The organism is Rhodoferax sp. EU05-FHT12H12, assembly GCF_058791215.1.
This window is the reverse complement of the sequence record NZ_JBYTDI010000002.1, coordinates 715,518-740,040: the sequence shown is the minus strand read 5'-3', so window position 1 is coordinate 740,040 and position 24,523 is coordinate 715,518. Positions and strand designations below refer to the sequence as shown.

The 24,523-nt window shown below is 63.7% G+C and carries 28 protein-coding genes; 12 read left to right on the top strand and 16 right to left on the bottom strand.

Annotated elements, in window-relative coordinates; translation table 11 throughout:
- Window positions 1–53: 53 nt before the first annotated feature.
- From AC3WS7_RS08325 to AC3WS7_RS08315, 3 genes are all read left to right on the top strand, one after another.
- On the top strand, window positions 54–623 hold the full coding sequence (locus AC3WS7_RS08325; protein WP_492656005.1) for a YlcI/YnfO family protein: 570 nt from the start codon (window positions 54–56) through the stop codon (window positions 621–623).
- A gap of 166 nt (window positions 624–789) precedes the next feature.
- The gene (locus tag AC3WS7_RS08320) at window positions 790–1,539 is read left to right on the top strand and encodes a PEPxxWA-CTERM sorting domain-containing protein (RefSeq protein ID WP_492656004.1); all 750 of its coding nucleotides are present in this window, start codon (window positions 790–792) and stop codon (window positions 1,537–1,539) included.
- 142 nt (window positions 1,540–1,681) lie between these two features.
- On the top strand, window positions 1,682–2,443 hold the full coding sequence (locus AC3WS7_RS08315; protein WP_492656003.1) for an SDR family oxidoreductase: 762 nt from the start codon (window positions 1,682–1,684) through the stop codon (window positions 2,441–2,443).
- Between the two features lie 7 nt (window positions 2,444–2,450).
- Here AC3WS7_RS08315 and AC3WS7_RS08310 read toward each other — a convergent pair whose 3' ends face one another.
- A complete protein-coding gene (locus AC3WS7_RS08310; protein WP_296467023.1) occupies window positions 2,451–3,386 on the bottom strand; it encodes an EamA family transporter in 936 nt (311 codons plus the stop codon).
- A 65-nt stretch (window positions 3,387–3,451) separates the two neighbouring features.
- Here AC3WS7_RS08310 and AC3WS7_RS08305 point away from each other — a divergent pair, with 65 nt between their 5' ends.
- Complete coding sequence (locus AC3WS7_RS08305; protein WP_492656002.1) at window positions 3,452–3,919, top strand: Lrp/AsnC family transcriptional regulator; 468 nt, start codon at window positions 3,452–3,454, stop codon at window positions 3,917–3,919.
- Window positions 3,920–4,128: 209 nt separating this feature from the next.
- Here AC3WS7_RS08305 and AC3WS7_RS08300 read toward each other — a convergent pair whose 3' ends face one another.
- Together AC3WS7_RS08300 and AC3WS7_RS08295 are read right to left on the bottom strand one after the other, a co-directional pair.
- The gene (locus tag AC3WS7_RS08300) at window positions 4,129–5,223 is read right to left on the bottom strand and encodes a patatin-like phospholipase family protein (RefSeq protein WP_492656001.1); all 1,095 of its coding nucleotides are present in this window, start codon (window positions 5,221–5,223) and stop codon (window positions 4,129–4,131) included.
- Window positions 5,224–5,308: 85 nt separating this feature from the next.
- Window positions 5,309–5,797 (bottom strand): acyl-CoA thioesterase, encoded by a 489-nt coding sequence (locus AC3WS7_RS08295; RefSeq protein ID WP_296467032.1) that lies wholly within the window; start codon window positions 5,795–5,797, stop codon window positions 5,309–5,311.
- Window positions 5,798–5,842: 45 nt separating this feature from the next.
- On the opposite strand from AC3WS7_RS08295, the gene AC3WS7_RS08290 reads away from it, so the two are divergent.
- Entirely contained in the window at window positions 5,843–6,373 is a 531-nt protein-coding gene (locus tag AC3WS7_RS08290; RefSeq protein ID WP_296467035.1) for a DUF1993 family protein, read from the top strand.
- The gene (locus AC3WS7_RS08285; protein WP_492656000.1) at window positions 6,373–6,840 is read left to right on the top strand and encodes a hypothetical protein; all 468 of its coding nucleotides are present in this window, start codon (window positions 6,373–6,375) and stop codon (window positions 6,838–6,840) included. The genes AC3WS7_RS08290 and AC3WS7_RS08285 overlap by 1 nt, the downstream gene beginning before the upstream one ends.
- Window positions 6,841–6,845: 5 nt before the next feature.
- On the opposite strand, the gene AC3WS7_RS08280 is transcribed toward AC3WS7_RS08285, so the two are convergent.
- Window positions 6,846–8,219 carry a Y-family DNA polymerase gene (locus tag AC3WS7_RS08280; RefSeq protein WP_492655999.1) on the bottom strand — a complete coding sequence of 458 codons (1,374 nt, stop codon included), beginning with the start codon at window positions 8,217–8,219 and terminating at the stop codon, window positions 6,846–6,848.
- Window positions 8,188–8,907 (bottom strand): translesion DNA synthesis-associated protein ImuA, encoded by a 720-nt coding sequence (imuA, locus tag AC3WS7_RS08275; protein WP_492655998.1) that lies wholly within the window; start codon window positions 8,905–8,907, stop codon window positions 8,188–8,190. Before imuA ends, AC3WS7_RS08280 begins: the two co-directional genes overlap by 32 nt.
- Before the next feature lie 140 nt (window positions 8,908–9,047).
- On the opposite strand from imuA, the gene AC3WS7_RS08270 reads away from it, so the two are divergent.
- Complete coding sequence (locus AC3WS7_RS08270) at window positions 9,048–9,632, top strand: flavin reductase family protein (RefSeq protein ID WP_492655997.1); 585 nt, start codon at window positions 9,048–9,050, stop codon at window positions 9,630–9,632.
- Between the two features lie 446 nt (window positions 9,633–10,078).
- On the opposite strand, the gene AC3WS7_RS08265 is transcribed toward AC3WS7_RS08270, so the two are convergent.
- Together AC3WS7_RS08265 and AC3WS7_RS08260 are read right to left on the bottom strand one after the other, a co-directional pair.
- Entirely contained in the window at window positions 10,079–10,591 is a 513-nt protein-coding gene (locus AC3WS7_RS08265; RefSeq protein WP_492656174.1) for a C40 family peptidase, read from the bottom strand.
- 11 nt (window positions 10,592–10,602) lie between these two features.
- Window positions 10,603–11,835, bottom strand: a complete 1,233-nt coding sequence (locus tag AC3WS7_RS08260; RefSeq protein ID WP_492655996.1) for a multidrug effflux MFS transporter — start codon at window positions 11,833–11,835, stop codon at window positions 10,603–10,605.
- 136 nt (window positions 11,836–11,971) lie between these two features.
- Here AC3WS7_RS08260 and AC3WS7_RS08255 point away from each other — a divergent pair, with 136 nt between their 5' ends.
- A complete protein-coding gene (locus tag AC3WS7_RS08255) occupies window positions 11,972–12,727 on the top strand; it encodes a substrate-binding periplasmic protein (protein WP_296467052.1) in 756 nt (251 codons plus the stop codon).
- 95 nt (window positions 12,728–12,822) lie between these two features.
- Window positions 12,823–13,578 carry a substrate-binding periplasmic protein gene (locus tag AC3WS7_RS08250; RefSeq protein ID WP_492655995.1) on the top strand — a complete coding sequence of 252 codons (756 nt, stop codon included), beginning with the start codon at window positions 12,823–12,825 and terminating at the stop codon, window positions 13,576–13,578.
- Here the strand turns inward: AC3WS7_RS08250 and AC3WS7_RS08245 are convergent.
- The 4 genes from AC3WS7_RS08245 to AC3WS7_RS08230 are packed head-to-tail and all read right to left on the bottom strand — an operon-like array spanning window position 13,553 to window position 16,290.
- Entirely contained in the window at window positions 13,553–14,518 is a 966-nt protein-coding gene (locus AC3WS7_RS08245; RefSeq protein WP_492655994.1) for a GlxA family transcriptional regulator, read from the bottom strand. The genes AC3WS7_RS08250 and AC3WS7_RS08245 overlap by 26 nt on opposite strands.
- Window positions 14,506–15,417 (bottom strand): EamA family transporter, encoded by a 912-nt coding sequence (locus AC3WS7_RS08240; RefSeq protein WP_492656173.1) that lies wholly within the window; start codon window positions 15,415–15,417, stop codon window positions 14,506–14,508. Before AC3WS7_RS08240 ends, AC3WS7_RS08245 begins: the two co-directional genes overlap by 13 nt.
- Window positions 15,418–15,431: 14 nt before the next feature.
- A complete protein-coding gene (locus AC3WS7_RS08235) occupies window positions 15,432–15,701 on the bottom strand; it encodes a DUF1272 domain-containing protein (protein ID WP_296467063.1) in 270 nt (89 codons plus the stop codon).
- 10 nt (window positions 15,702–15,711) lie between these two features.
- Window positions 15,712–16,290 (bottom strand): isochorismatase family protein, encoded by a 579-nt coding sequence (locus tag AC3WS7_RS08230; protein WP_296467066.1) that lies wholly within the window; start codon window positions 16,288–16,290, stop codon window positions 15,712–15,714.
- Between the two features lie 229 nt (window positions 16,291–16,519).
- On the opposite strand from AC3WS7_RS08230, the gene AC3WS7_RS08225 reads away from it, so the two are divergent.
- From AC3WS7_RS08225 to AC3WS7_RS08215, 3 genes are all read left to right on the top strand, one after another.
- Window positions 16,520–18,199: an AMP-binding protein gene (locus tag AC3WS7_RS08225; protein ID WP_492655993.1), complete on the top strand. Its 1,680-nt coding sequence runs from the start codon at window positions 16,520–16,522 to the stop codon at window positions 18,197–18,199.
- A 173-nt stretch (window positions 18,200–18,372) separates the two neighbouring features.
- Window positions 18,373–19,314 (top strand): RNA polymerase sigma factor RpoH, encoded by a 942-nt coding sequence (gene rpoH / locus AC3WS7_RS08220; protein WP_296467072.1) that lies wholly within the window; start codon window positions 18,373–18,375, stop codon window positions 19,312–19,314.
- Between the two features lie 86 nt (window positions 19,315–19,400).
- Window positions 19,401–20,390 (top strand): Bug family tripartite tricarboxylate transporter substrate binding protein, encoded by a 990-nt coding sequence (locus AC3WS7_RS08215; RefSeq protein ID WP_492655992.1) that lies wholly within the window; start codon window positions 19,401–19,403, stop codon window positions 20,388–20,390.
- Window positions 20,391–20,471: 81 nt separating this feature from the next.
- Here AC3WS7_RS08215 and AC3WS7_RS08210 read toward each other — a convergent pair whose 3' ends face one another.
- From AC3WS7_RS08210 to AC3WS7_RS08190, 5 genes are read right to left on the bottom strand one after another with little or no spacing between them, the layout of a single operon-like run.
- Window positions 20,472–21,083, bottom strand: coding sequence for an SCO family protein (locus AC3WS7_RS08210; RefSeq protein WP_492655991.1), 612 nt, complete (start codon window positions 21,081–21,083; stop codon window positions 20,472–20,474).
- 8 nt (window positions 21,084–21,091) lie between these two features.
- A complete protein-coding gene (gene cyoE, locus AC3WS7_RS08205) occupies window positions 21,092–21,988 on the bottom strand; it encodes a heme o synthase (protein ID WP_492655990.1) in 897 nt (298 codons plus the stop codon).
- Complete coding sequence (locus AC3WS7_RS08200) at window positions 21,985–23,103, bottom strand: COX15/CtaA family protein (RefSeq protein ID WP_492655989.1); 1,119 nt, start codon at window positions 23,101–23,103, stop codon at window positions 21,985–21,987. Before AC3WS7_RS08200 ends, cyoE begins: the two co-directional genes overlap by 4 nt.
- Before the next feature lie 19 nt (window positions 23,104–23,122).
- Window positions 23,123–23,812, bottom strand: coding sequence for a redox-active disulfide-containing membrane protein (locus AC3WS7_RS08195; RefSeq protein WP_492655988.1), 690 nt, complete (start codon window positions 23,810–23,812; stop codon window positions 23,123–23,125).
- On the bottom strand, window positions 23,790–24,503 hold the full coding sequence (locus AC3WS7_RS08190; RefSeq protein WP_492656172.1) for an SURF1 family protein: 714 nt from the start codon (window positions 24,501–24,503) through the stop codon (window positions 23,790–23,792). Before AC3WS7_RS08190 ends, AC3WS7_RS08195 begins: the two co-directional genes overlap by 23 nt.
- Window positions 24,504–24,523: the final 20 nt, after the last annotated feature.

Genomic DNA, 24,523 nt, shown 5'->3' with positions numbered 1-24,523 from the left:
ATATATACAGTTTTATGGCCATAAAAACACTAACATTCCCTTACACTTCGCCCATGCAACTGCCTTCGCTGCCCGCCATTCCCATCACGGCTGCCCTGCGTGCGGACATTGAGTCCCTGCTCGGCACCGAGGAGTCCCTGTCCGAGTTCGTGCTCACCGCCGTACTGGAGGGCCTGGAGCGCCGCCGCCATGCCGCCGCCCAGCGCGCCGACACCACCCACCGCCTCCCCGCCCCCCACAGCAGCCCCTTGCGTGTGCTGGTGGTGGACGACGACGATTTCAGCCACACCGTGCTGCGCGAAATGCTGCTGAGCCTGGGCGTAGCCGAGGTGCACACGGCGCGCGATGGCAGCACCGGCGCCGAGGTACTGGCCCAGATGCCACATGCCCCGGATTTTTTGATTTGCGACATGGTGATGCCACACACCGATGGCCTCGATTTCCTGGGCCACCTGGCCAAGGTGCAATACCGCGGCGGCGTGATCCTGCTCAGCGGCGGCGACAGCCTGATGCTGTCGATTGCCGCCGAAGTGGCGGTGTCCGACGGCCTGCGCGTGCTGGGCTCGTTTGCCAAGCCGCTACAGCGCGACGACCTGGCCGACGTATTGGGTCTGACGCCTTAGGCCCCCCCTGAAAATGGGGGCCATTTCTGTGACTTTTTCCACACCCGGCGGGCTCTGCCACAGCCTCCAGCCCCGGGTTTAGTCCGTTCGGACTATTTACACTCGCCCGCCCGCCATCAACAATCTGGCCAAGATTTGGTATTGGCTAATTAAGGGAAGAAACAAGATGAACCGCAAGAACCTGGGCCGTGTCGCCCGCATCGCTCTGGCCGCAGCAGCCTTGACAGGTGCCCAGTTTGCAGCAGCTGAAGTGGTCGCCGGGGATGCCATCAAGCTGAGCACCAGCCCCAAAGGTACCTTGGCTGGCGCTTTTTCAGCCATAGAAGTCAGCAGCGTGAATGGCTCCAGCCTGTCGGGTGAAAATTCGTTCTACACCTTCTGCCTGGAAAAATTCGAAACATTCACACCGGGAAACACGCTGTACGTCAAAAACGTGAGCAACGCGACCCAAAACGCGAATTCCAGCTACTACAGCGCCAACAACGGCGCTTCTGGCGGCAATGCCTACAGCGATCCCCTGAGCCTGAAGACCGAATGGCTGTTTAGCTACTTCAACACAAACACCAGCTTCAAGACGAGCATCCTGTCGAGCGACTCCAAAGCGAACTCCTTCCAGACTGCCGTGTGGTACCTGGAAAAAGAACTGGTGGGCAGCAGCCTGTACAGCTACGACACCTATGCCAAGCAGTTGGTACAAATGGCCTCGACGGCCGTCAACAATGGCTGGACTGATGTGGGCAACCAAGTCCGTGTTTTGAATCTGTACAAGGACAAAAACTACACCCAGTACGCCCAGGACCAGTTGTACTTCGTGTCGGCTGTTCCCGAACCCGAAACCTATGCACTGATGTTGGCCGGTCTGGGCTTGGTGGGTGCGGTGGCTCGCCGCCGCAAGGCCAAGGCTGCTGCGGCCTAAGCTACCCCGCGGTATCCCGACTCTCCTCCACACAGGCCCTTCGGGGCCTTTGTCGTTTCTGGTGCTGTCCCGTGCGTTACCGTCGCGCACCAGCGCCCGGCCCACGGCCGCCTAAGATGGCCGTTTGGCTTGGAGTTGACGAATGAACATGCGTTTTGACAACAAGGTAGTGCTGGTCACCGGCGGTGGCGGTGGCATCGGGCGAGCCAGTGCGCTGGCCTTTGCCCGCGCGGGAGCCAAGGTGGCGGTGACGGACCGTGATGTACCGGCTGGCGAGGAGACGGCTGCCCAGGTGCGCGCCCTGGGTGCCGAGGCCCTGTTTGTGGCCGCCGACGTGGTACAGGCCGCGCAGGTGCAAGCCATGGTGGCCCAGGTGGTGGCGCACTTTGGCCGGCTGGACTGTGCTTTCAACAACGCGGGTATCGAAGAGGAGCATATGCGCCTGGCCGACTGCGAAGAAGCCACGTTTGACCGCATTCTGGCCGTCAACGTGAAGGGCGTCTGGCTGTGCATGAAGTACCAGATCCAGCAGATGCTGGCCCAGGGCGGCGGCAGCATCGTCAACACGGCCTCGGTGGCAGGCCTGATCGGTGCGCCCAAGATGTCGGCCTATGCAGCCAGCAAACACGCCGTCGTCGGCCTGACCAAATCAGCCGCGTCCGAATATGGACGCAAGGGCATCCGCGTCAACGCGGTGTGCCCCGGCGTGATCCGCACCGTGATGTTTGAGCGCGCCGTGGCGGCCGACCCCAAGGTGGGCCCGGCGGTGGCCGGCATCCACCCGATTGGCCGCATTGGCGAAGCCGACGAGGTGGCCGCCGCCGTGTTGTGGCTCAGCTCCGATGCGGCCAGTTTTGTGACCGGCCTGGCCCACACGGTGGACGGCGGGATGACCTCGGTCTGACGACGCTTTACGCCCGGCCGGTGCGGCGGCGCAACCACGCCACGATGGCCGGGCCGTACATGATCATGGCCAGCGCGCCGCCAATCAGCGGCAGCGCCAGGAACACCCAGCCGGTGAGCATTTCTTTGCCAATCAGCACGCCGACCAGCAGCGCCACGGCGGGGTTCACAAACGAGTAGCTGCCTGCCACGGCGGCCGTGGTGTTTTGCAGCAGCCACAGGTAGGCGTTGAGCGCGATCAGCGTGCCAAACACCAGCAGGTACCACCAGGCCAGCCAGGCTTCCTGCGTGACGTTGCTGAGTGCACCCTGCGGTTCGATCAACGACGCAGCGACCACCCCCATCAGTCCACCGGCCAGCCACTCGGTGGCCGAAGCCATGGCCGGACCCGGCAGGTCCAGCTTGCGGGACGCGTAGGAGCCCACGCTCCAGCACAGCGGCGCGCCAAAAGCGGCCAGCGCGCCCAGCCAACTGGCCGAGAAATCGCCTTCCATCGCCAGCAGCAGGGCACCGCCCACCCCCAGCACCAGGCCGATCCAGCTCGTCATGGGCACACGTTCGCCGCCCAGGCGCGTCCACAGCGCCAGCCACATGGGCATGGTCGTCACCACCGTCGCCATGAGGCCTGAACCAATGCCGTGCTGCTGCGCAAACACCACCAGGTTCATGGCACCAAACACCATCAGCCCGCCCACCACAGCCGCGTTGCGCCACTGGCGCCAGCTGGGCAACTTCTCGCCGCGCCACAGGGCCCAGGCCAGCATGATCACGCCGGCCAGCGTGAAGCGGGTGGCATTCATCCACAGCGGGGGGAAGCTGTGCACCGCAATGCCGATGGCAAAGTAGGTGGTGCCCCAGACGATGTAGACCAGCCACAGCGCCACCATGAGGCGCCAAAAAGGAGACAAACGCCAGCCTTGCTGAATATTGAGTGCCGAATTCATGATTAGTCCGTAAAATTTACGGCAATCAGCGCCGCATGGCGTGATATTACCGAAAAACACGCCCAATGCAAGCAAATATTCAGACAGACACCATCGACGCCAAAATTCTTACGGCCTTGGGGGAAGATGGCCGTCGTTCTTACGCCGAGGTGGGCGCTGAAGTCGGCCTGTCCACCGCCGCGGTGCACGAGCGGGTAAAGAAGATGCTGGAGCGTGGCGTGATCCGCCGTTTCTCCATCAGCGTGGATCCGCTCACCGTGGGGCTGAACTTCACCGCCTTTGTGGCCATCCGCAACGACGGTGGCGCGCACTGCCGCGACATTTCGGCACGCTTGCGCGAGGTGAGTGCCGTGCAAGAACTGCACAGCGTGGCCGGTGAATACGACCTGCTGGCCAAGGTGCGCACGGCCCATGCACGCGACCTGGAAGCTGTGCTGCTGCAGATCAAGGCGATTCCCGGCGTGGCCCGCACCACCAGCACGGTGGTGCTGAACACCGAGTTTGAAGACCAGCCCCTTCGACTCAACGACTAATCGAAGAGGGTAATGAGCCCCCTTGTGGGGCTGAAGGCTGCGGCTCCAAAGCCACCTGCGTGGCTTTGGACAGCCTGAAGAGCCCTAGCCTCTGGCTGGGCCCGATCAGCGACCCGCTCACGCATCTGCTGTCGCAGATGCGCTCACGTTGTGGCAATACGCCCGGCACGGCCTGTTGGCCGTGCCGGGCGGAGCGTGGGGGCCCAAAATCACACCAGCCATTGCTGCATATCCACCGTGGTGCGTTGGCCCACACTGCCCGCGTGGGCGGCCAGCCACTGCAGACCGCGCTGCAGGCCCTGGTCATGCAGCAGGTTCAAAAAGGGCGCATGCGCCACCATCTTGGTCTCGTTGCGCTGCAGGCTCTCCAGGTTGCTGGAGTCAATCATGTGGAAGCGCACGCTCTGCAAACGCTGCTCCAGCGGGCCCTGGTGCTGGGTGATGTGGGCCGCGTCCTGCACACGGGCAAACATCTGCATCTCGCGCATGAAGTGGGCCTTGAAGCCCAGTTCCTCCATGCGCGCCTCAATCTCGTCCTTGGTATGTGGTGTGCCTTCGCGCTTCAGCGGGGCCAGCAGCACCAGCAGCACATCGCCCGCTGCGCAGTCGTAAAACAGCGGGAATACCGCGGGGTTGGCTGCAAAGCCACCGTCCCAGTAGGGCTCACCCTCAATCTCCACCGTGTGGTGGATCTTGGGCAGGCAGGCCGAGGCCAGCAGCATGTCCAGCGTCAACTCGTGCTCGCGAAACAGGCGCAGCTTGCCGGTGTTGACCTGGGTGGCGCCCACAAACAGCTTGAACGGGCTCTCGGCACGCAGGCGCTCAAAGTCGATCTGGCGCTTGAGCAGGCTGCGCAGCGGGTTGATGGCCAGCGGGTTCAGCTCGGTGGGGGAAAAGAACCCCGCCCACTGCGCCAGCATCTTGGTAGCGGGCGACAGGCTGATGGCATCGCCACCCCCCGTGGTCAGCATGCCCCAGGGCAGCTGCTGGCTCACCTCGGTCCAGAACTGGGCCAGGGCTTCGCGCGCACCGTCGCGCCCCCCAGTCATCCAGCCCTGCGCCATCACCACCGCGTTCATGGCACCGGCACTGCTGCCGCTGATGCCTTCAAACTGCATGCGCGGGTCTTGCAGCAGCGCGTCCAGCACGCCCCAGGTGAAGGCCCCATGCGCACCGCCGCCTTGCAGGGCCAGGTTGATCCGGGTGGGAGACGGAGGCTTGAGGCGCGTGCGCCACAGACGCCTGAACAAACGGCTGCCAACCGATGGCAGCAGGCGCCGGGCAGAGGTGGGGAGGTCGATCACAGGAGTCCTTTCGGTGCACAAGAGGACATGCAGTGCGGACCAGTATAGGGTTATCCCTTAATTCCCCCACCCCAGGGGGCAAAGACTAGGCCGTACCGCTTTGCCGCGTCTGGCGGAACTTCTGCTCCAGCTCGTGGCGCAATGCTTTGCGCATCTGCGCCGCCTCAAAGCGGCGTACCTCATCGGGCGTCTCGGGCTGCAGCGCGGGCACCGGCGCGGCCTTGCCATGGTCATCTACCGCCACCATGGTGAAGAAGCAGCTGTTCACATGGCGCACTTCCTGGGAGCGTATGTTTTCGGCAATCACCTTGATGCCAATTTCCATGGACGACTTGCCGGTGTAGTTGACGCTGGCCAGGAAGGTCACCAGCTCGCCCACGTGGATGGCCTGCAGGAACAGCACCCGGTCCACACTGAGCGTGACCACGTAGCGCGAGGCATAGCGGCTGGCGCAGGCGTAGGCCACCTGGTCGAGCAACTTGAGGATGGCGCCGCCGTGCACATTGCCGGAGAAATTGGCCATGTCGGGCGACATGAGCACGGTCATGCTGAGTTGGTGGGTGGGCAGGTTCATGGGCACGAGTGTAAAAGAGCCACCCTGGCGGGCTATATTGCACCCATGCACGCCCCCTTGTTTGACGCCAGCGTCCCCGTGTTCCACCGCTACCTGCAGCAGTTGCAAGGACTGTTGCGCCAAGCCCAGCACCATCTCGCCCGGAACGGCCTGCCCGAAGCCGCGCTGCTGCAGGCCCGCCTGGCGCCCGACATGCTGCCGCTGGCGGTGCAGGTGGAGGTGGCGGTGAACTTTGTGTTCCGCGCCTGCGCACCACTGACGGGGCGTGGGCTGACGCCTTTTGGCGAGCATCACCACAGCCTGGCGGCCTTGCAGGCCCGCATCGCCCAGGGGCTGGAGTTTCTGGACACCCTCACCCCCGCCGACTTTGCCGATGCAGCGCTGCGCAAAATCACCGACACAGCCGGTGAAACCGCGGTTACGCTAGATGGCCTTGTCTTTTTGCAGCAGTACGCGCTGCCCAACTTCTTCTTTCACACCAGTATGGTTTATGCGATCTTGCGACACCACGGCGTTCCCCTGAGCAAAGGCGACTTTGACGGCTGGCACCTCTACCGCAATGGGCAGACGCGTTGATGCGCCGCCTGTGTACCTTGGCGCTGGTCGGCGCCATGTCTGCTGCCTGGGCGGACGAGGCGCCTGAGGCCCCCACCGCCTCAGCACTCTGGCTCAACCTGGGCGCCCTGACCTACCACCCCAACCAAAGCCAGGGCTACAACGAGAACAACAGCGGTCTGGGCCTGGAGTACCGGTTCAAGCCCGACACCTCGGTGATGGTGGGCAGCTTCTACAACAGCGTGTACCGCGACACCCAGTACGCTGCGGTGAACTGGCAGCCCATCGCGCTGGGCGACTGGAAGCTGGGATTAGCCATGGGTGTGATGAATGGCTACCCCGCCGTGGAAAACGGCGGCTACTTTGTGGCGGCCTTGCCCATGGCCAGCTACGAAGGCAAGCGCTTTGGCGTCAACCTCAGCCTCATCCCCAGCGTCGCCCAGATCGACGGTGCGCTGGTGGTGCAGGTGAAGTTCCGCCTGTTCTAGCCGGCTCACGCGTACAGCCCGTGCAGGTACCACGGCGCATCCTGCGCCGATGGCCCGCCCTCGCCACCCAGCCGCTCGCGAAACACCCACACCAGCCCCGCCTGCGGGCTGCGGGCGATGTAGTAATCACGCAGCACCGGCGCCCCTTCCAACCAGCCCGCCTCCAGCCGCTGCGGCCCCACCAGCAGCGCCAGTGGCCCCTGGTACTGCGGGCAGTGGTCACGCACCGGCAGGCGCTGCGGGCTGGGTAACAACCAAGTGGGCCAACCTCCGGCCTGGGGGTGCAGTTCATGGTCTTTCAGGCCTCTAGCCCCCGTGGATATTGCGCGAGCAGCTCCTGATTTAATAGCGTTTTGTGGCGCCATATCGGCACACCATGGTGCCCAGCGCTGCATCTGCTCGGGCCGGTGGTCGGCCAACGGGCGGACACACTGCACCTGCGCGGCGCCCAGGCGCGCGGCCAGGCGCTCCAGCGTCTGGTGCAGGCTATCGCCCTTGCGCACCTCGTCGGGCAGCAGGCTGTGGCTCTCGCCCGCCAGCGGCGAGGTTTGCAGGCTGCGCAGGCGCAGGTAGAGCACGGGTGCGGGCAAGGTCACGCGCGCCAGCTGCTCGCCCAGAATGCGCTGCAAATGCGCCATGTCTTGCGTGGCCTGGGCGGTGCGCAGCTCCAGCCGGCCCTGCTGGCCACCCGTGTGGTGGGCGTCCACATGCAGCGTGTTGGCGCGGCGCGCGTCCAGGTCCCACCGCAGCTCCAGCGCCAGCACGCCGCGCTGGCGTGCGCGCAGCCACACCAGCAGCTGCGCCAGCAGGCGGCGCGTGCCAAACAGCAGCGCCGGGGCCGACTCCACGCTGGCGGCCAGCTCCAGCGGCGCGTCAAACACCTCGGGTAGCGTGAGCCAGGGGTAGACCTCGGGACGCTGGCCCCAGGCACGGTCCAGCGCGTCCACCAGCTCGGCGCCAAAGCGGCGCACCAGCCCGCCACGCGGTAGCGCACGCAGCTGGCCCCAGGTGCGCACGCCCAGGCGCGCCAACGTGGGCAGATGCGGCCGGGCCGCGGCCAGCACATGCGCCGACAGCGCCTCGGGCGCCACCTCTCGGCCGCCCCACAGCCGCCCCAACGCTATCAAAGATGTAGCGCCTTGCGCAGTTTCCACGGGGGCCAGAGGCTTGTTTGGCTCAAAAATCTGCTGGAGCAAGGCACTGCGCCCGCCAAACAGGCGCTCGCTGGCCGAGATCTCCAGCACCAGCGCGTCCCCCACGCGCGCCACCAGCGGCGTGAAGCGCAGCGCCCACCAGGCCAGCGCGGTGTGCACATCGGCCAGGGCGGGCTCAGGCGAGGCGGCGGCATCAGGCGTGGGTCGCAGTGCGATCCAGTGCATGGGTACCCTCCGCCGCCAGCAGCACGGCCAAGCGGGCCGCGCGCGCCTGCAGCTGCAAGGGCTGCGCCAGCGGTGGCCCACGGCGCTTGACGATGTGCACCGCCAGTGCATCCGTGCGCGGACTCTGCGCCGGTGGCTGCGGCTGCAGTACCAGGCGCAGGGCGGCGGGCGAAGCATCGGCCTGCAGTGCAACCGGGCGCATCACAAACAGCAGCTTGTGGTGCTCGGCAGCGGCCATTTGCAGGCGACGCAGTTGGTCACTGCGCGCCTGCGGCAGCCAAGCCAGCACGGCGTCGACCTCGGCACAGCGCAGCAGCTGCTCGGTCGCCCAAAGCCTTCCGTCTTGAACTGCACCCACCGCCAGCAAGCGGCTGGCGCGCAAGCCCAGCGCCGCCAGAGCCGGTGCAAACGGCAGGTAGGGCGCGCCCACCAGCACCACCGGCCCCTGCCCGCAGCGTGCCAGCGCGGGCAGCAGCAGCCGCCATTCGCTGTGCACGCCGGTAGGTTGCAGCAGCTCCACCAGCGCCCCCACCGGCCAGCCGCCGCCGGGCAATTGCGCGTCCAACAGCGCATCACCCGTGGGCTGCACCACCTGCGGGCTGCTGGCCAGCGCGTGCGCGTGCCAGACATCGGCGTGGATGTCTTGCGGGTCCGGAGAACCGTCGCTGATACGCGCAAGGCTAGTCATGGCAAGGGGTTTGGCTTGTAACTGTATTTATACACAGTATATGGAAAACGCCTCTGCTATCAAAATCAAGAACAGGCTTGCAAGCCCCGGCAAGGGCTGCCATGGCACGGGCTTTTGGGGGCTTTGCTAGAGTGGCCCGCATGACCACCCTGCCCGCTTTCTGCACTCCCGTCCCGCTGGACAAAGCCTACCGCCTGCTCAACCACGGCCCCACCGTGCTCGTGTCATCCGCCCATGCGGGCGAGCACAACGTCATGGCCGCCGCCTGGTCCATGCCACTGGACTTCAGCCCGCCCAAGGTGACGGTGGTGATCGACAAGGCCACGCGCACGCGGGCACTGGTGGAAGGCAGTGGCTGGTTTGCACTCAACGTACCGGCCCGCGGGTTGGCCCAGGCCACGCTGGGCGTGGGCAGTGACAGCGCAGCAGCCATGCCCGACAAGCTGCAACACCACGGCATCCAGACCTTTGCCGTGGAAGGCAGCGAACTACCGCTGGTGCACGGCTGCGTGGGCTGGCTGCTGTGCAAACTGGTACCCGAGCCGCACAACCAGCAAACCTACGACCTCTTCATCGGCGAAGTGACCCAAGCCTGGGCCGACAGCCGCGTGTTCATCAACGAGCACTGGGAATTTGACAAGGCACCGGATGCATTGCGGACCTTGCACTATGTGGCGGGCGGGCAGTTTTTTGTGATTGGGGAAGGGGTGAAGGTGGGGTCGTGATAATGTGAATCCCAAAATTGGGGAGGCAGCATCTTGTCGGCACACACGGTTACGTTATCGCACCCAAACGGCAAACAATTGAAGCTCAACAAGGGGTTTAGTTGGCTTGGCTTTCTCATCCCTCAATTTTGGGCGTTGCTCCATAGTCAATGGCGACTCTGGGGACTCTCTTTGACGCCAATCCTTTTGGTAAGAGTCGGGGACGGCATATCTGAATATTGCACAAAGACAGCCAAGCTGTGTGACCCTGCTTTCAATGGAATTGTGCTCGTAGCTCTTTGCATACAACTAGCCCTGATGATCTCGTATGGGATTTATGGCAACAGGATGGCCTTGTCAAATGCAAAAGCACGTGGATATCTAGGCCATGACTGAAATTAGCCTACTCACAAATTGATCGATTCAATAAATACATCTCAACGCAAGATAAGGCTTGATGCCAAAACTCACGGCCTCCGGTAACTCACCTGCTGCTTCGCCCAGTAAGACGACTTGAGGCTATCCAGCCGCACCGTCCCGCCCGTAGAGGGCGCGTGCACAAAGCGCCCTTCCCCCACATAAATGCCCGCGTGCGTGGCGCGGCCGTTTTGCGCAAAGACGACCAAGTCACCCGTGCGCAGACTTGGCGCTGGAATGCTGGCGCCCCAATCGATCAACCCCGCGGTGGAGCGCGGTGCCACCACACTCGCGCGCTGTTTGTAGACGTAACCAATGAGGCCGCTGCAATCGAAGCCGCTGGCCGGCGTGTTGCCGCCATAACGGTACGGCGTGCCCACCAAACCAATGGCCATGACGGTGACGTCGTTGGCTTGTTCCAGCGTCAGGCGTCCAGCGGGCTGGGGTGCTGCCACCGGCGGTGCCGATGCCTGCGGCACTGAAGAGCAGCCGGTCAGGACGACCAGCACACCTGCCACCAGCGCCGTGCCAATCGGTGACCCCACACGCCCCACCCATCGCATCGCTGCGCCGTTCACAAGCCGTCCACCTTCTGCCCGATCTCAGGCCAGCGCCGACGGATAAACACCCAGGAGCACAGGCCCAGGCACATCATCAGCACCGATGAAGCGGCCAGTGCCACGGTGGAGTGCATGACCAGCGGCGAGATGACACCGGCCACCAGGCCGTTGGCCGTGGAGCCCACAAACATCTGCAGGCTGGACGCCATGCCGCGGCGGTCGGGGTGCAGGTCCAGCACCAGCAGCGTCACCACCGGCACCATCATGGCCCAGCCGAACGCGAAGATGGCGATGGGGAACAGGGCCCAGCTCACGTGGGCCTTGAAGACGAGGTTGGCGGCCAGATTGAGCAGGCCGATGACAAGCATGATGAGGAATCCATTGCGGATCTGGCGCTTGGGGCTGACCTTGCCGGCCACACGGCCGCTGACAAAGGCGCCGCCCATGATGCCGCTGATGGTGAGGACAAAGAACCAGAAGAACTGCTGGGGCTGCAGGCCCAGGTGGTCGCCCAGAAACACGGGCGCGCTCAACACATACAAAAACATGCCGTTGAACGGAATGCCGCTGGCCAGCGCCAGCAGCACAAAACGCGGGTCCGAGCCGAGCTTCCAGTAACCGGCCATGAGATTTTTGGCATGGAAGTGCTGGCGATCGGCTGGCCGCAGGGTCTCGGGCAGCAAAAAGTAGTTGGCCACCCACAGCACTACCCCTACGCCGGTCAGGAACCAGAAGATGCCGTGCCAGCTGGCGTGCACCAGCAACCAGCCGCCCACCATGGGCGCAATGGCCGGCGCCACACCAAAGAAGATGGTGACCTGGCTCATGACCTTTTGCGCCTGGGAGGGCGGGAACACATCACGAATGACGGCGCGCGACACCACAATGCCCGCGCCGGTGGACAGGCCCTGCATGGCGCGGAAGAAGATGAGCTGCCCGATGCTCTGCGCCAGCGCGCAACCAATGGAGGCGATGGTGAACGCCGCCAGCCCCCACAGCACCACGGGGCGGCGGCCAAAGCTGTCCGAAAACGAGCCGTGGAACAGCGCCATGAAGGCAAAGCCAAACAGGTAGGCCGACAGCGTTTGCTGCATCTGCACCGGCGTGGCGCCCAGCGACTGGCTGATGCCGGCAAAGGCAGGGATGTAGGTGTCAATGGAGAATGGACCCAACATGCCCAAAAGGGCCAGCAGGATGGAAAACGCCCATTGCGGGGCGCGCCAGAGTTTGAGGGCGTCGGGATTCATGGAAGAGAAATGGGGCAGTGCAACTGTCTATTGAAACACGGACAACGCGGGCAAGTGCCCTTGCCGATCAAGACTGCAACAGGCACGCGGTTTTGCAGGTTATGCTTTATTTGCTCATCAAACTAAAGGGGGCGTGGTGAAGTTGTTCATTGCTTGTGTGTTGGGACTGCTATTGGGCTCCGGTGCAGGGGCTGCGGACATTGCCGTGTTCAGCGGTGACGGATCGCCCCCCAAGATGTATGTGCAAGCGGGCAAGAGCCGCGGCATCCTGATCGATATCCTGCAATACGCCGACCAACAGTTGCATAACGACAGCCTGCACCTGGCGCTCTACCCCTGGGCCCGCGCCTACCTGCAAGCCTCGTCGGGGGACGGCGGCATTCTGGGTTTGTCGTGGACACGGCGCAGGGACGAACTGTTCGATTATTCGGACCCGCTGTTTTTTGACGAAGTGGTGGTGGTGGTGCGCAAAGGGAACGAGTTTCCGTTCAGGACGCTGAGCGATTTGCGCGGCAAACGCGTGGGCATTGTGCGGGACGCCAGTTATGGCGAAGCCTTTGAGAAAGCCCGCGACGCGGGCGTGTTTGTGGTGGATGGCGACAACGGTGCCAGTAACCGCCTGCACAAGCTGAAGGCCGGGCGCATAGACTGCGCGCTATTCAATGTGGGCAAGGCGGGGTTTGAAGAGACATTGCGCATCCACAAAGAATTTTTGCCCTTCAAAAACGCGCTGGTGGTGCTGCCCGTTTCCCTGCGCAGCGACCCCAACTTTCTGGCCTTTCCCAAAAGCATGCAGATGAAGCCCTGGTTGGCCGAGTTCAACCAGGTCATCAAAAAAGGCTATGCACGCGGCGACATTCCCAAAATCATCGCGCAAAACCTTGGCTCGTAAACCGGGCCACGCCAACCTGGCCCCAGGGCCCGAAAAGGCGGCATACTGTGCAGAGAGCCCTGTGCTCGCGTTGGAATGCACGCGAAGGAAATGCCATGAAAAAAATCCTCAGTGCCCTGTTGGGGTTGTTACTGGCCAGTACGGCGTGGAGCCTGGAGCTCACCGTCTTTGGCGGCGACAACTCTCCCCCCAAGATGTACCTGCAAGATGGCAAAAGCCGCGGCATCCTGATCGACATCCTGCAGTACGCCGACCAAGAACTGGCCACCGACGAACTGCGCATCGAGCTGTACCCCTGGGCCCGCGCTTACCGCTATGCCAGTGGCGGTGTGGGCGGCATCGTCGGCCTGTCATGGACCCAAGAGCGCTCCACCCTGTTTGACTACTCGGACCCGGTGTATGTGGACGATGTGGTGATTGTGGTGCGCAAGGACAAGCAGTTCAGCTTCAAGGAACTGGCAGACCTGCAAGGCAAACGCGTGGGCTTGGGACGCGGCGGCAGCTACGGCGAGGCCTTTGAAAAAGCACGCGAGGCCGGCCTGTTTGTGGTGGACGGCGACGGTGGTGCCACCGACCGCATCAACAAACTGGTGCTTGGCCGCCTGGACTGCGCACTGTTTAACGCCGGCAAGGCCGGGTTTGAAGAGCTGCTGCGCAGCAACAAGGCCCTGGAAGGGCTGCGTGACACACTGGTGGTGCTGCCTGTCCCCCTGCGCAGCGACCCGAACTTTTTGGCGTTTCCCAAGAGCATGCAGATGAAACTCTGGCTGGCCACGTTCAACCAGATCATCAAACGAGGCTATGCGCGCGGTGACATCCCCAAGCTCATCGCGCAGAACTTCGGCCCGTAACTGGCGCTGCGCCACCGCACCTCTGCCACACCCGTCTGAAATCCCGCGCCGACGCGAAGCCGCAGGCTTGCGCCAGCCGTTCCTGCGACAGCAAGGGGTTGTGCACCAGCATTTCTTGCGCCCGCGCAATGCGTAACTGTTGCTGGTAGGCCACCACACTGATTCCCGTGTGCAGCGCGAACAGGCGGCTCAGGTGGCGGGCACTCACACAGGCCACAGCCGCCAGGTCTTCCAGCGTCCAGCTGCGTTCGGGCGCGCGCGCCACCGCGTCTTGGGCACGGTGCACCGCGGGGTGCATATGGTTGCGATGCGCCAACCAGGGGGAGACTTGCGGGTCGTGCGCGCCACGGCGCTGGTACATGACCAGGCGGCGTGCCACGCGGGCGGCCAGCTCGGGGCCCGCAGCCTGCTCCACGATGTACAGCGCGAGGTCAATGCCGGTGGTAATGCCCGCACTGGTGAGCACGCGGCCGTCGTCCACAAAGATACGGTCCATCGCCACCTGGGCCGTGGGGGCGCAAGCCTGCAGGTCCGCAATGAGGGTGTGGTGGGTGGTGCAGTGCCGACCATCCAGACAACCGGCCTGCGCCAATAACAAAGCACCGGAGCAGATGCTGGCCAGCCGCGTGTCGCCCTGCGGCGCCGTCTTGAGCCACTGCACCACGGTCCGTGCCGCATCGGTGGCATAGTCCACCTCCTCATTGCTGTTGCCCACCACCAGCACCAGGCTGCGCGGCGGCAGTTGTGCGGGCAAGGGCTCCAGGCCCGACAAGCCGGTTCCCAGTGAGGTGCTGATGGAAGCCTGCGGCCCGCAGGTGTGCAGCGCAAGGGGCGCCCCCATGTCACGCGCCATGCGCAGCGCCTCGGCCGGACCTGCGTAGTCCAGCATCAGCACATTGGGCGTGAGCACCAGGTAAATGGAAAGTGTCAGGTCTTCCATGCCAACTCCTTGATGCGGGCGAACAGTGGAGCACCAAACACATTCACCAGCAGGCCCGCCATCAGCAAGGCACCACCCGCAAAGTGAATGGGGCGCAGCGCCTCGCCAAACACCAGCCAGCCCGTACTCAGGCCAACAATGGGCACCAGCAACGTGAACGGCGCCACACGGTTGGTGGGGTAGCGCGACATCAGGTGCGTCCACAAGCCGTAGCCCAACAGGGTGGCGGCCCACGCCAGGTAGGCAATGGCGCCCACGGCCGCCAGGTCGATGTGTTGCAGGGCTTGCAGCATGGCGTCTGGCCCCTCCAGCCAGGCTGAGAGGCCCAAAAACGGCAACGGCGGCACCAGGCTGGCCCAGACCACAAAGGCCAGTTGGTTCATGGGGCCGTAGCGCCCCACCGCGCGGGTGACGATGTTGCCGCAGGCCCACATGACCGCGGCCGCCATGGTGAGCAGAAAGCCCAACAAGGGCATGGAAACGCCATTGGCCGAGCCGCTGGCGCTGCCAATCAGCACCAGCCCCACAGCGGCCAGCAACAGTCCCGCCATCTGGTTGGCCTGCCAGCGCTCCTTCAGCCACCAGGCTGCCAGCAGCAGCGTGAAGAAGGACTGCGACTGCAGCACCAGCGAAGCCAGGCCGGACGGCATGCCCACGTGGATGGCGCTGAACAGAAACGCAAACTGCCCCACCGAAATGGTGAGGCCGTAGGCGAGATACAGGCGCAGCGGCACCTTGGGCGGCTTGAGAAACAGCAGCGCCGGAAACGCCGCCAGCATGAAACGCAAGGCGCCCAGCAACAAGGGCGGGATGCCCACCACCCCCACCTTGATGACGGCAAAGTTGACACCCCAGACCAGAATGACCAGCAGCGCCAGCGCCAGGTCTTTGGGCCGCATGGGAAGGCTGGCGTTCATGCGCCCACCGATGCGGGCTGGGACGGCATCACACAGCCCTGGGGCTTGAACACACGCTCGGCGGACGGCGGGTTGTTGGCCAACTTGCCCGCCGGGCGCACGGGGCGGCGCACCAGTTCGCCACCGCAGTTCGGGCACGTGCCCTGCAGGTGGGTGTCGGCGCAATCCGCACAAAACGTGCATTCAAACGAGCAGATGCGGGCATTCAGGGCCGCCGGTGGCAGGTCCACATTGCAGCACTCACAGTTGGGGCGCAGTTGCAGCATGGAGCTCTCCTTATTGCTTCGATGAAGGGACCAGACCGGCCAGGCAGGTGTCCACATCGACGATACGCGCAAAGCGGTCTGCCAACACCAGCTCGGTGCGCGTGGTGATCTCTTCCGCGCTGAAGGTGCGACCGCTGCCAGCGTGTGTCATGGGAAAGGTCAGCGTGGCTTCGGACACAAAGTCCACGTCGTAACCCAAGTCCGAACCCACACGCGCCGTGGTTTCGCAGCACTGCTCGGTGCGGATGCCGCTGATCAGGAGTTTGGTCACGCCCTGGCGGCGCAGCCACAGGTCCAGCCCGGTGTCGGTAAACGCGTTGTGCGTGTGTTTGTCGAAACGCACCGCCGGGGCACCCGGCAACCACGGCAAAGGCTTGACAAAACCAGACTCGGGCAAGAAAGGCCCCGCACGCCCCACATGGTAGATGTGCACCACCGGCACACCCGCCGCGCGGGCACCGGCGTCCAGCTTCAGCAAGGCTTGCTGAAACGGTGCGTGGATGCCTTCTGGCCAAAAAGGCATTTGGGCGAAGGACTCCTGCACATCGATGACGATGAGGGCGGCTTTGGGGGACGAGGGCTTGGTCATGGGGTTCTCGGTGCGATGAAAGATGCCTTCATGCTAACGGAGTGCCCCAGGCACCGTAAGCACCGGCGCAGACCACAAGAGGACAAAAAATGCCAAGTTTTGCGGTTAAAAAACCTAGGGTAAATACTGTAAAACCGCGTTTTTGCAGGGAAATAGTCGCCCAAAGCTCTCTACTGCCGCCAAATCACCAGACAATGCTGCAAACATTTTTAAAACAGGAGACAAATCCATGGCCCAAGCCAAACTCATCCTCGACTACGTCTACGACCACGAAACCCGGCTGGCCGATCAGGTCTACCTGACCCAGCCCACCGGCGGCGGGCAGGTCAAGGACTACACCTGGCGCCAGGTGATGGACGAGTCACGCCGCATGGCCGCACACCTGAAGGCACAAAACCTGGCACCCGGCGCGCGCATCGCCATCCTGTCCAAGAACTGTGCCCACTTCATCATGGCGGAGCTGGCCATCTGGCTGGCGGGTGGTACCACCGTGGCCATCTTCCCGACCGAGACTGCCGACACCGTGCGCTACGTGCTGGACCACAGCGAGGCCAGCCTGCTGTTTGTGGGCAAGCTCGACACCTTTGACCAGCAGTTGCCCGGCATTCCAGACGCACTGCCCCGCATTGCCTTCCCCTTGGCGCCCAAAAACAGCTACGAGAGCTGGGACGCCGTGGTCGCCCGCACCCAGCCGCTGCAGGGCAAAGTGGCCCGTGACGCCAAAGACATTGGCATCCTGATGTACACCTCTGGCTCCACCGGCCAGCCCAAGGGCGTGATGCACAGTTTCGAGCGCATCACCGCAGCGGCCGAGGGCATTAGCCACGACACCAAGTCGCGCATCGGGGCGGACGTGAAAAACCGCATGCTGTCCTACTTGCCGCTGGCGCACGTGTTTGAGCGCGCCTGGGTGGAAAGCGCATCGCTGGTGGATGGCAACACCCACCTGTTCTTCGCCGAGTCGCTGGACACCTTTGTGCAGGACCTGAACCGCGCCAAGCCGATCACCTTTATCTCGGTGCCGCGCCTTTGGCTCAAATTCCAGCAAGGCGTGTTTGCCAAGATGCCCCCCAAGAAGCTGGACCGCCTGCTGAGCATCCCCATCCTGGGCAAGATCGTCGGGCGCAAGGTGCTCAAGGGCCTGGGCCTGGACCACGCGCTGCTGGCGGGCAGTGGCTCGGCGCCCATCCCGTCCGAGCTGATTGCCTGGTACCGCCGCCTGGGGCTTAACCTCATCGAGGGCTACGCCATGACGGAGGACTTTGCCTACTCGCACAACTCCACCGCCAAGGTGAACGCCCCCGGCTGCGTGGGCGTGCCGCTCAAGGGTGTGGAAGTCCGCATCAGTGAAGAAGGCGAAGTGCTGATCAAGTCGCCCGGCCAGTTTGTGGGCTACTACAAGCGGCCCGACCTGGACGCCGAGGTGTTCACCGAAGACGGCTTCTTCCGCACCGGCGACAAGGGCGAGCGCCGCGCCGACGGACTGCTGCGCCTGACCGGCCGAGTGAAAGAGCTGTTCAAAACCTCCAAGGGCAAGTACGTGGCACCCGCGCCCATCGAGAACCGCATCAACGCCTGCCCGCTGATCGAGCTGAGCATGGTCTCTGGCGTGGGCCACCCCTCAGCCTACGCCATGGTGGTGCTGGCCGAAACCGTGCGCCCCACGGTCAAAGACCCGGCCGTCAAGGCCCAGATCACCGCCGACCTGACCCAGTTGCTCAAGGATGTGAACGCCGAACTGGCCGACTACGAGAAGCTGCAGATGCTGGTGATCGCCCCCGAACCCTGGTCGATCGAAAACGGCTTCCTGACGCCCACCATGAAGATCCGCCGCAACCGCATCGAGGCGGCCGTGGAACCCCAGTTGGACCGTTGGTACAGCGGCAAGGGCACGGTGCAGTGGGCCTGAGACCCCACCACTGTGTTTCAAACAGGGGCTTCGGCCCCTTTTTTTATGCCCTAAACGCGGGGCAGCAGGGCTTTACACAACTTCATCCGATTCCTATTGGGGTCATTGAACTTCTCTTTAGCACTCAACTCAGACGAGTGCTAATATAAAGACTGAACACAAGGAGGTTCTGCATGTCCACACTGCTCGCTATGCCCCAAACTGCCCTGGCCCCGGCCAATCCGTGGTCGCTGGTGCCGCCACTGGGGAATCTGGACGCCTATATTTCTGCCGCCAACCGCCTGCCCATGCTCACGCTGGAAGAAGAGCAGGAGTTTGCGCGCAAGTTCAAGAATGACAATGACCTTGAAGCTGCCGGTAAGTTAGTGCTCTCTCACTTGCGCCTGGTAGTGTCTGTGTCGCGCCAATACCTGGGCTACGGCCTGCCCCACGGGGACCTGATCCAGGAGGGCAATGTGGGCCTGATGAAGGCCGTCAAGCGCTTCGACCCCGACCAGGGTGTGCGCCTGGTGAGCTACGCGCTGCACTGGATCAAGGCCGAAATCCACGAATACATCCTGAAGAACTGGCGCATGGTCAAGGTGGCCACCACCAAGGCGCAGCGCAAGCTGTTCTTCAACCTGCGTTCCATGAAGCAGCGCTTCAAGGGCGAAGATGCCGCTGCCGACCTGGACACCCACCGCGACACGCTGAACCCTGCGCAGGTGGACGCCATGGCCCGCGAGCTGAATGTGAAGCGCGAGGAAGTGCTGGAAATGGAAACCCGCCTCTCGGGTGGCGACGTGCTGCTGGACCCCAGCCCCTCCGACGACGGCGAAGACGCGTTTGGCCCCATCGCCTACCTGACCGACACCAACCACGAACCCGTGGCCATGATTGAGGCACGCCAGCGCGATGTGCTGGCAACCGATGGCATTGCCACCGCACTGGCCAGCCTGGACGACCGCAGCCGCCGCATCGTGGAAGAGCGCTGGCTCAAGGTGAACGACGACAACAGCGGCGGCATGACGCTGCACGACCTGGCCGCCGAATACGGCGTGAGCGCCGAGCGCATCCGCCAGATCGAGGTGGCGGCCATGAAGAAGATGAAGACTGCGCTGGCCGCCTACGCTTGAGCCCACACCAGGCGCTGCGGCGCTTGCGCGACAATGCCCCTGCTGGCCCGCCCGCAGGGGCTTTTTTATTCTGGAGACATACCACCATGCAACGCCGCGCGCTCACCCTTGCTACACTTTCCATAGCTGCTTGCGCATTATCCACGGGGGCTATGGCCCAAAAAGCACCTCAAACCGCGGCCTGGCCGAGCAAACCGCTACGCATCATCGTGGGCTTTCCGGGCGGGTCGTCGCCCGACCTGACGGCACGGGCGTTTGCCGAGCCCCTGTCCAAGGCCCTGGGCCAGCCGGTGATTGTGGAAAACAAGGTGGGCGCGGCCGGCAACATCGCTGCCGATTACGTGGCCAAGGCCACGGACAAACACACTATCGGCCTGATGATCAACGGCAACATGACGATTGCCAAGCTGCTGAATCCCAAGCTGAGCTACGACCCGCTCAAGGATTTGCAGCCCCTGAGCCTGCTGGGCGTGTCGCCCCTGGTGCTGACGGCGCCGGCCAATGCCCCCGGCAACAATGCCAGCGAGTTTTTGCAGGCCGCACGCGCGGCCGGTGACCGCTGGAACTACGGCACCCCCGGCATGGGCACTGTGGGCCACCTGGGCATGGAGTTGTTCAAGTCGCAGGCCAAGATTGCCCCGGTGCATGTGCCCTACCCCGGCTACCCGCAAGTGGCCACCGCCATGATTGCCGGTGACTTGCATCTGAGCCTGCTGCCCCCGGCGCTGGCCAACGCCCAAATCAAGGCCGGCAAGCTCAAGGCGATTGGCGTGACGGCCAGCGTGCGCAGCCCGCTGGCGCCCGAGCTTCCCAGCCTGTCCGAAGCCGGTGTGAAGAACTTCAACCTGGAGATCTGGAACGCCGTGGCCGCCCCCAACAGCCTGCCAGCAGCAGCAGCGGCCAAACTGGCCACGCTGTTCAGCGAGATTGCGCGCAGCCCGGAGATGCGCCAGAAGATGTTCCAGCAAGGCTGGACGGTGGTGGGCACCACAGCCGAAGGCCTGCGCCTGCGCGTGAAGTCCGACACGGCCCTGCTGGGCGGCATCATCGCCAGCCAGGGCATCAAGATCGACTGAAGTACGCGCCAGCAGCTATCAAAACAGGAGCTGCTTGCGCATATTCCACGGGCGCTAGAGCCCGTTTTTATCTAAATCCGCTCAGGAGCTGCTTTTGAGCAGCTGGGCGATGTCGGACGCCAGCACCTTGGCACCGCTGCCGTAGCGGGTGAACAGGCGCAGATTGCCTTGCGGGTCGTAGATGTAGCTGCCCGCGGAGTGGTCCATGGTGTAGCTGGTCGGGGTCTTGCCTTCCACCTTTTTGTAATAGACCTTGTAGTCCTTGGCCAAGGCCGCGAGCTTGTCGGGCGTGGTGCTAAGGGCCAGGAAGGTGGGGTCGAAGTTGCCCATATAGGCTTTGAGCACCGGTGCCGTGTCGCGCTCCGGGTCCACCGTGACAAACAGGCCTTGCAGGCGGTCACCATCTTTGCCCAGCAGTTGCTTGACCTCGGCCAGCTCGGCCATGGAGGTGGGGCACACATCGGGGCACTGGGTAAAGCCGAAGAACATCACCACCACCTTGCCCTTGAAGTCGGTCAGGTGGCGCACCTGGCCGTTGTGGTCTGTCAGCTCGAAGTCCTTGGCGTAGTTGGCGCCCGTCACGTCCACCGAGGCGAACGAGGGCTTTTGCTCCGAACATGCAGTCAAAATAGCCATGGAGCCCATGGCCATTGCGCCAATAGCTATCGATTTAAGAGCAAGACGTTTGTGCATGGCAGATCTCACAAGAGGTAGTGATCCACCAGCAGTGCGGCAAACAGCACACTCAGGTGGATGAGGGAGAAGCGGAAGGTGGCGCGCGCCAGCTCGTCCGAGTAGTTGCGCAGCAGGCGCACGGCGTACCAGCAAAAGCCGGCGCTCAAGCCCAGCGCCACCACCAGGTAGGGCCAGGAGCTCATGCCATAGACAAACGGGAACACACAGGCCGCCGCCAGGATGATGGTGTAGAGCAAGATCTGCAGGCGTGTGAACTCGCTGCCGTGGGTGACCGGCAGCATGGGCAGGCCGGACTTGCGGTAGTCTTCCACCCGGTAGAGCGCCAGCGCCCAGAAGTGGGGCGGCGTCCACAGGAAGATGATGAGAAACAAAATCAGCGCTTCGGGGCCCACATCACCGGTCATGGCGGCCCAGCCCAGCACCGGGGGCATGGCGCCAGAGGCACCGCCAATGACAATGTTTTGCGGCGTGAGCGGCTTGAGGATCACGGTGTAGATGACCGCATAGCCGACAAAGGTGGCAAAGGTCAGCCACATGGTGAGCGGGTTGACCCAGACATACAGAATGGCAGAGCCCACCGCGCACAGCAAAGCCGAGAAGATCAGGGTTTGCGTGTCGCTGAGCTCACCGCGCGCGGTCGGGCGCCAGGCGGTGCGCTTCATCTTGGCGTCTATGCCTTTTTCGACAATGCAGTTGAAGGCCGCCGCCGCACCCGCCACCAGGTAGATGCCCGCGCAGGCGATGGCAGCCAGTCCAATTTGCGCCAAGCTGGGCACACCCGGCACCGCCAGCACCATGCCGATCAAGGCACAAAAGACGATGAGCTGAATCACCCGGGGCTTGGTCAGCGCGTGAAATTGGCGCAGCACCGAGGGCTTGTCCATAGAAGCGTTCGCAGTCATTCCGTTTTTCCATTCAAGGGGGGCTGGCCCGCCAGGGACAAGGTCCACACCAGGGACACCAGCATGGCCCCCGCGCCCCCCGTGTGCAACACGGCCGCCAGCAACGGCCAGTCCAGCACCACATTGCTCAGGCCTGTGGCCACTTGCAACAACAACAATCCGCCCAGCCAGCGCGCAGGTGCGCGCAAAGCGGGCACCGCACGCAGGCGCCACGCCAGGCGGGCCAATAGCAGCACGGTGACCAGCGCCAACAGGCGGTGGGCAAAGTGAATGGCAGTAAGTGCCTGGAAGCTGATGTGCCCGCCATCCTGGCCCACGCCCAAGGGCCGCCAGAGCTCCAGTGCGCCACCAAAGTCCATGGCCGGCCACCAGCTGCCTTGGCACATGGGGAATTCCGTACACGCCAACACCGCGTAGTTGGTGCTGACCCAGGCGCCCGACGCGGCCTGCAACACCAGCATGGTCAGGGCAGCCACCGCCCAGGGCTTGACCCATGACGGCACCACCGCTGCCATGCCGCCGTTGCGCACCACCTGCACGGTCAACAGTGCCAGCAACAGGTAGGCCCCCAAGAGATGCAGGCTCACGATGGCCGGAAACAGCTTCATGGTCACCGTGAGGGCACCAAACGCGCCCTGCACACACACCCAAACCAAGGTGAAGGTGGGCAGCCAAGGGCTCACACGCGGTTGCTGCAGATAACTCTTGCGGCCCAGCCAGGCCGACACCGCCAGCACCAGAATCAAGCCTCCCACACCGGTCGCCAGGTAGCGGTGCACCATCTCCACCCAAGCCTTGCCGTGGGTCACAGGGCCGGTGGGCATGGCGGCTTGCGCCGTGGCAATGGCCTCTTTGGCACCCAAGGGGCTGGCGCTGCCGTAGCAGCCTGGCCAGTCGGGGCAGCCCAAACCACTGTCGGTCAGACGCGTAAAGGCGCCGAACAGCACCAGGTCAAAGGTCAAAAACAGGGTCACCACGGTGAGCGCCTGGTAGCGGCCCATGGGGCTGGTGCGCCGGTGGCGCAGCAATACCCAGAGCAGTGGCACGGCAGTCAGCACCCCGCCCACCAGGAGCAGGCGCAAGACGGGAGACAGGTCGTACAAGGCTGGCGACATGGTGTGCAGGAATGCGGGCTTAGCGCCCGGCTTTGTCCCAGAAAGCAGCGGCGCGCATCAGCCGGTCCAGATCCCGCTTGGCCTTGAGCGCACCCTCGGGGTCCAGCTTGGGCGGGAAGCGCAGCATCAAGTTGCCAATCGGGTCGACGACATACAGGTGGTCCGGCAAGGCCGCGCCTTCTTGGGCCACCAGCCAAGCGCTGAGGTCCGCGGATGGCACCCGGATCACGGTGGCGTCTTTGAGCGCAGGCAGAAGGGCTTCGGCCACGGGTTGGGTGTCGTTGATGAGCCAGACCCAATCCAAGCGGTCTTTTTCCTTGCCCAAGCTCTCGCGCAGTTGGCGCTGCAGGTACAGGCGCTGGCCGCATTCGGCATCACAGTCGGCACCTGCCACGCTCACAAACAACCACTGGCCCTTCAGGCTGCGCAGATTCAAAGGCTTGCCGTCCAGTGCAGTGCCCACCACATCGGGCAAAGGGCGCTGGGGATCAATCAGCGTGCCAAAGTTGCGCCGTCCTTCAGGCCGCACCACGTAATAGGTGAAGTAAGAAGCGATCACCGGCGCGGCACACACCAGCATCACCATCAGCATCTTCCAGCGGCCCAGGCGAGTGCGCGCTCCAGCACTGGCCAAGCCCTGGTCTGGCACCGGCATGGAGTGCACGGTCAGGCCCAGAGGGTGGTCATCATTCGGGTTGGCGCGAGACATGGGAATCCTTGGAAACAAATAAAAGTGGACGGAGCTGAAACCATACGTACAGCGCCACGATCAGGGCCGCCAGGGCAAACCACTGCGCCGCATAGCCGTAGTGCTTGTCAACGCCCAGGTTGATTTCAGGCCACTCTCGCAAGAGACCTTCACTGGCAGCACCCGTCTGCACCACGCTCAGGTCTTGCAAAAGCGGCAGGCCCGTCTCCTCCTGGAATTGGGCCAAGTCGAGATTTTGCCGGATTGCACCGACAGAAGATGGACCCGGCTCGTAAAGCTTGGACGGAGGCGGGGCCATACGCCCTTCCACAAACACCAGCTCTTTCGGCGTCTGCACCATCGGCAGTGCGGTGCGGTTCTCAAAATTGCGCGGCGCCCAGCCACGCTGCACCAGCACGACGGATGGGCTATCAGCCAGTTGCAGCGGTGTCAGTACAAAAAAACCGACGCGACCCTGCATTTGCCGATTGTCCAAATACACCGTACGCTCGGCCAGCCAACGGCCCTGCAGGCGCACCGTACGGTGCACCAACGCATCACGCCGGGTCGCCTGGAGAATATCGCTGGCGGTCAGCGCGGCCTTGCTGCCCTCGGTTCGGATGGACTGGGCCAGGGCTTCCTTCTGCGCGGCACGGTCCAGCTGCCAGCGCCCCAGCGACACGGCCAACGCCACCGCAGCGACCGCAGCCATTCCCACCACCACACGACGCC

What these genes read in the sequence shown, in the direction of transcription:
- AC3WS7_RS08215 (WP_492655992.1), top strand. Translation starts at nt 19,401, where the DNA reads ATGCAACGCCGCGCGCTCACCCTTGCTACACTTTCCATAGCTGCTTGC.
- AC3WS7_RS08250 (WP_492655995.1), top strand. Translation starts at nt 12,823, where the DNA reads ATGAAAAAAATCCTCAGTGCCCTGTTGGGGTTGTTACTGGCCAGTACG.
- AC3WS7_RS08325 (WP_492656005.1), top strand. Translation starts at nt 54, where the DNA reads ATGCAACTGCCTTCGCTGCCCGCCATTCCCATCACGGCTGCCCTGCGT.
- AC3WS7_RS08225 (WP_492655993.1), top strand. Translation starts at nt 16,520, where the DNA reads ATGGCCCAAGCCAAACTCATCCTCGACTACGTCTACGACCACGAAACC.
- AC3WS7_RS08315 (WP_492656003.1), top strand. Translation starts at nt 1,682, where the DNA reads ATGAACATGCGTTTTGACAACAAGGTAGTGCTGGTCACCGGCGGTGGC.
- AC3WS7_RS08245 (WP_492655994.1), bottom strand. Translation starts at nt 14,518, where the DNA reads ATGGAAGACCTGACACTTTCCATTTACCTGGTGCTCACGCCCAATGTG.
- AC3WS7_RS08260 (WP_492655996.1), bottom strand. Translation starts at nt 11,835, where the DNA reads ATGAATCCCGACGCCCTCAAACTCTGGCGCGCCCCGCAATGGGCGTTT.
- AC3WS7_RS08285 (WP_492656000.1), top strand. Translation starts at nt 6,373, where the DNA reads ATGCGCCGCCTGTGTACCTTGGCGCTGGTCGGCGCCATGTCTGCTGCC.
- cyoE (WP_492655990.1), bottom strand. Translation starts at nt 21,988, where the DNA reads ATGACTGCGAACGCTTCTATGGACAAGCCCTCGGTGCTGCGCCAATTT.
- AC3WS7_RS08235 (WP_296467063.1), bottom strand. Translation starts at nt 15,701, where the DNA reads ATGCTGCAACTGCGCCCCAACTGTGAGTGCTGCAATGTGGACCTGCCA.
- AC3WS7_RS08310 (WP_296467023.1), bottom strand. Translation starts at nt 3,386, where the DNA reads ATGAATTCGGCACTCAATATTCAGCAAGGCTGGCGTTTGTCTCCTTTT.
- AC3WS7_RS08210 (WP_492655991.1), bottom strand. Translation starts at nt 21,083, where the DNA reads ATGCACAAACGTCTTGCTCTTAAATCGATAGCTATTGGCGCAATGGCC.
- AC3WS7_RS08200 (WP_492655989.1), bottom strand. Translation starts at nt 23,103, where the DNA reads ATGTCGCCAGCCTTGTACGACCTGTCTCCCGTCTTGCGCCTGCTCCTG.
- AC3WS7_RS08270 (WP_492655997.1), top strand. Translation starts at nt 9,048, where the DNA reads ATGACCACCCTGCCCGCTTTCTGCACTCCCGTCCCGCTGGACAAAGCC.
- AC3WS7_RS08280 (WP_492655999.1), bottom strand. Translation starts at nt 8,219, where the DNA reads ATGCACTGGATCGCACTGCGACCCACGCCTGATGCCGCCGCCTCGCCT.
- AC3WS7_RS08305 (WP_492656002.1), top strand. Translation starts at nt 3,452, where the DNA reads ATGCAAGCAAATATTCAGACAGACACCATCGACGCCAAAATTCTTACG.
- AC3WS7_RS08230 (WP_296467066.1), bottom strand. Translation starts at nt 16,290, where the DNA reads ATGACCAAGCCCTCGTCCCCCAAAGCCGCCCTCATCGTCATCGATGTG.
- rpoH (WP_296467072.1), top strand. Translation starts at nt 18,373, where the DNA reads ATGTCCACACTGCTCGCTATGCCCCAAACTGCCCTGGCCCCGGCCAAT.
- AC3WS7_RS08190 (WP_492656172.1), bottom strand. Translation starts at nt 24,503, where the DNA reads ATGGCTGCGGTCGCTGCGGTGGCGTTGGCCGTGTCGCTGGGGCGCTGG.
- AC3WS7_RS08295 (WP_296467032.1), bottom strand. Translation starts at nt 5,797, where the DNA reads ATGAACCTGCCCACCCACCAACTCAGCATGACCGTGCTCATGTCGCCC.
- AC3WS7_RS08265 (WP_492656174.1), bottom strand. Translation starts at nt 10,591, where the DNA reads ATGCGATGGGTGGGGCGTGTGGGGTCACCGATTGGCACGGCGCTGGTG.
- AC3WS7_RS08195 (WP_492655988.1), bottom strand. Translation starts at nt 23,812, where the DNA reads ATGTCTCGCGCCAACCCGAATGATGACCACCCTCTGGGCCTGACCGTG.
- AC3WS7_RS08240 (WP_492656173.1), bottom strand. Translation starts at nt 15,417, where the DNA reads ATGCGGCCCAAAGACCTGGCGCTGGCGCTGCTGGTCATTCTGGTCTGG.
- AC3WS7_RS08320 (WP_492656004.1), top strand. Translation starts at nt 790, where the DNA reads ATGAACCGCAAGAACCTGGGCCGTGTCGCCCGCATCGCTCTGGCCGCA.
- imuA (WP_492655998.1), bottom strand. Translation starts at nt 8,907, where the DNA reads ATGACTAGCCTTGCGCGTATCAGCGACGGTTCTCCGGACCCGCAAGAC.
- AC3WS7_RS08290 (WP_296467035.1), top strand. Translation starts at nt 5,843, where the DNA reads ATGCACGCCCCCTTGTTTGACGCCAGCGTCCCCGTGTTCCACCGCTAC.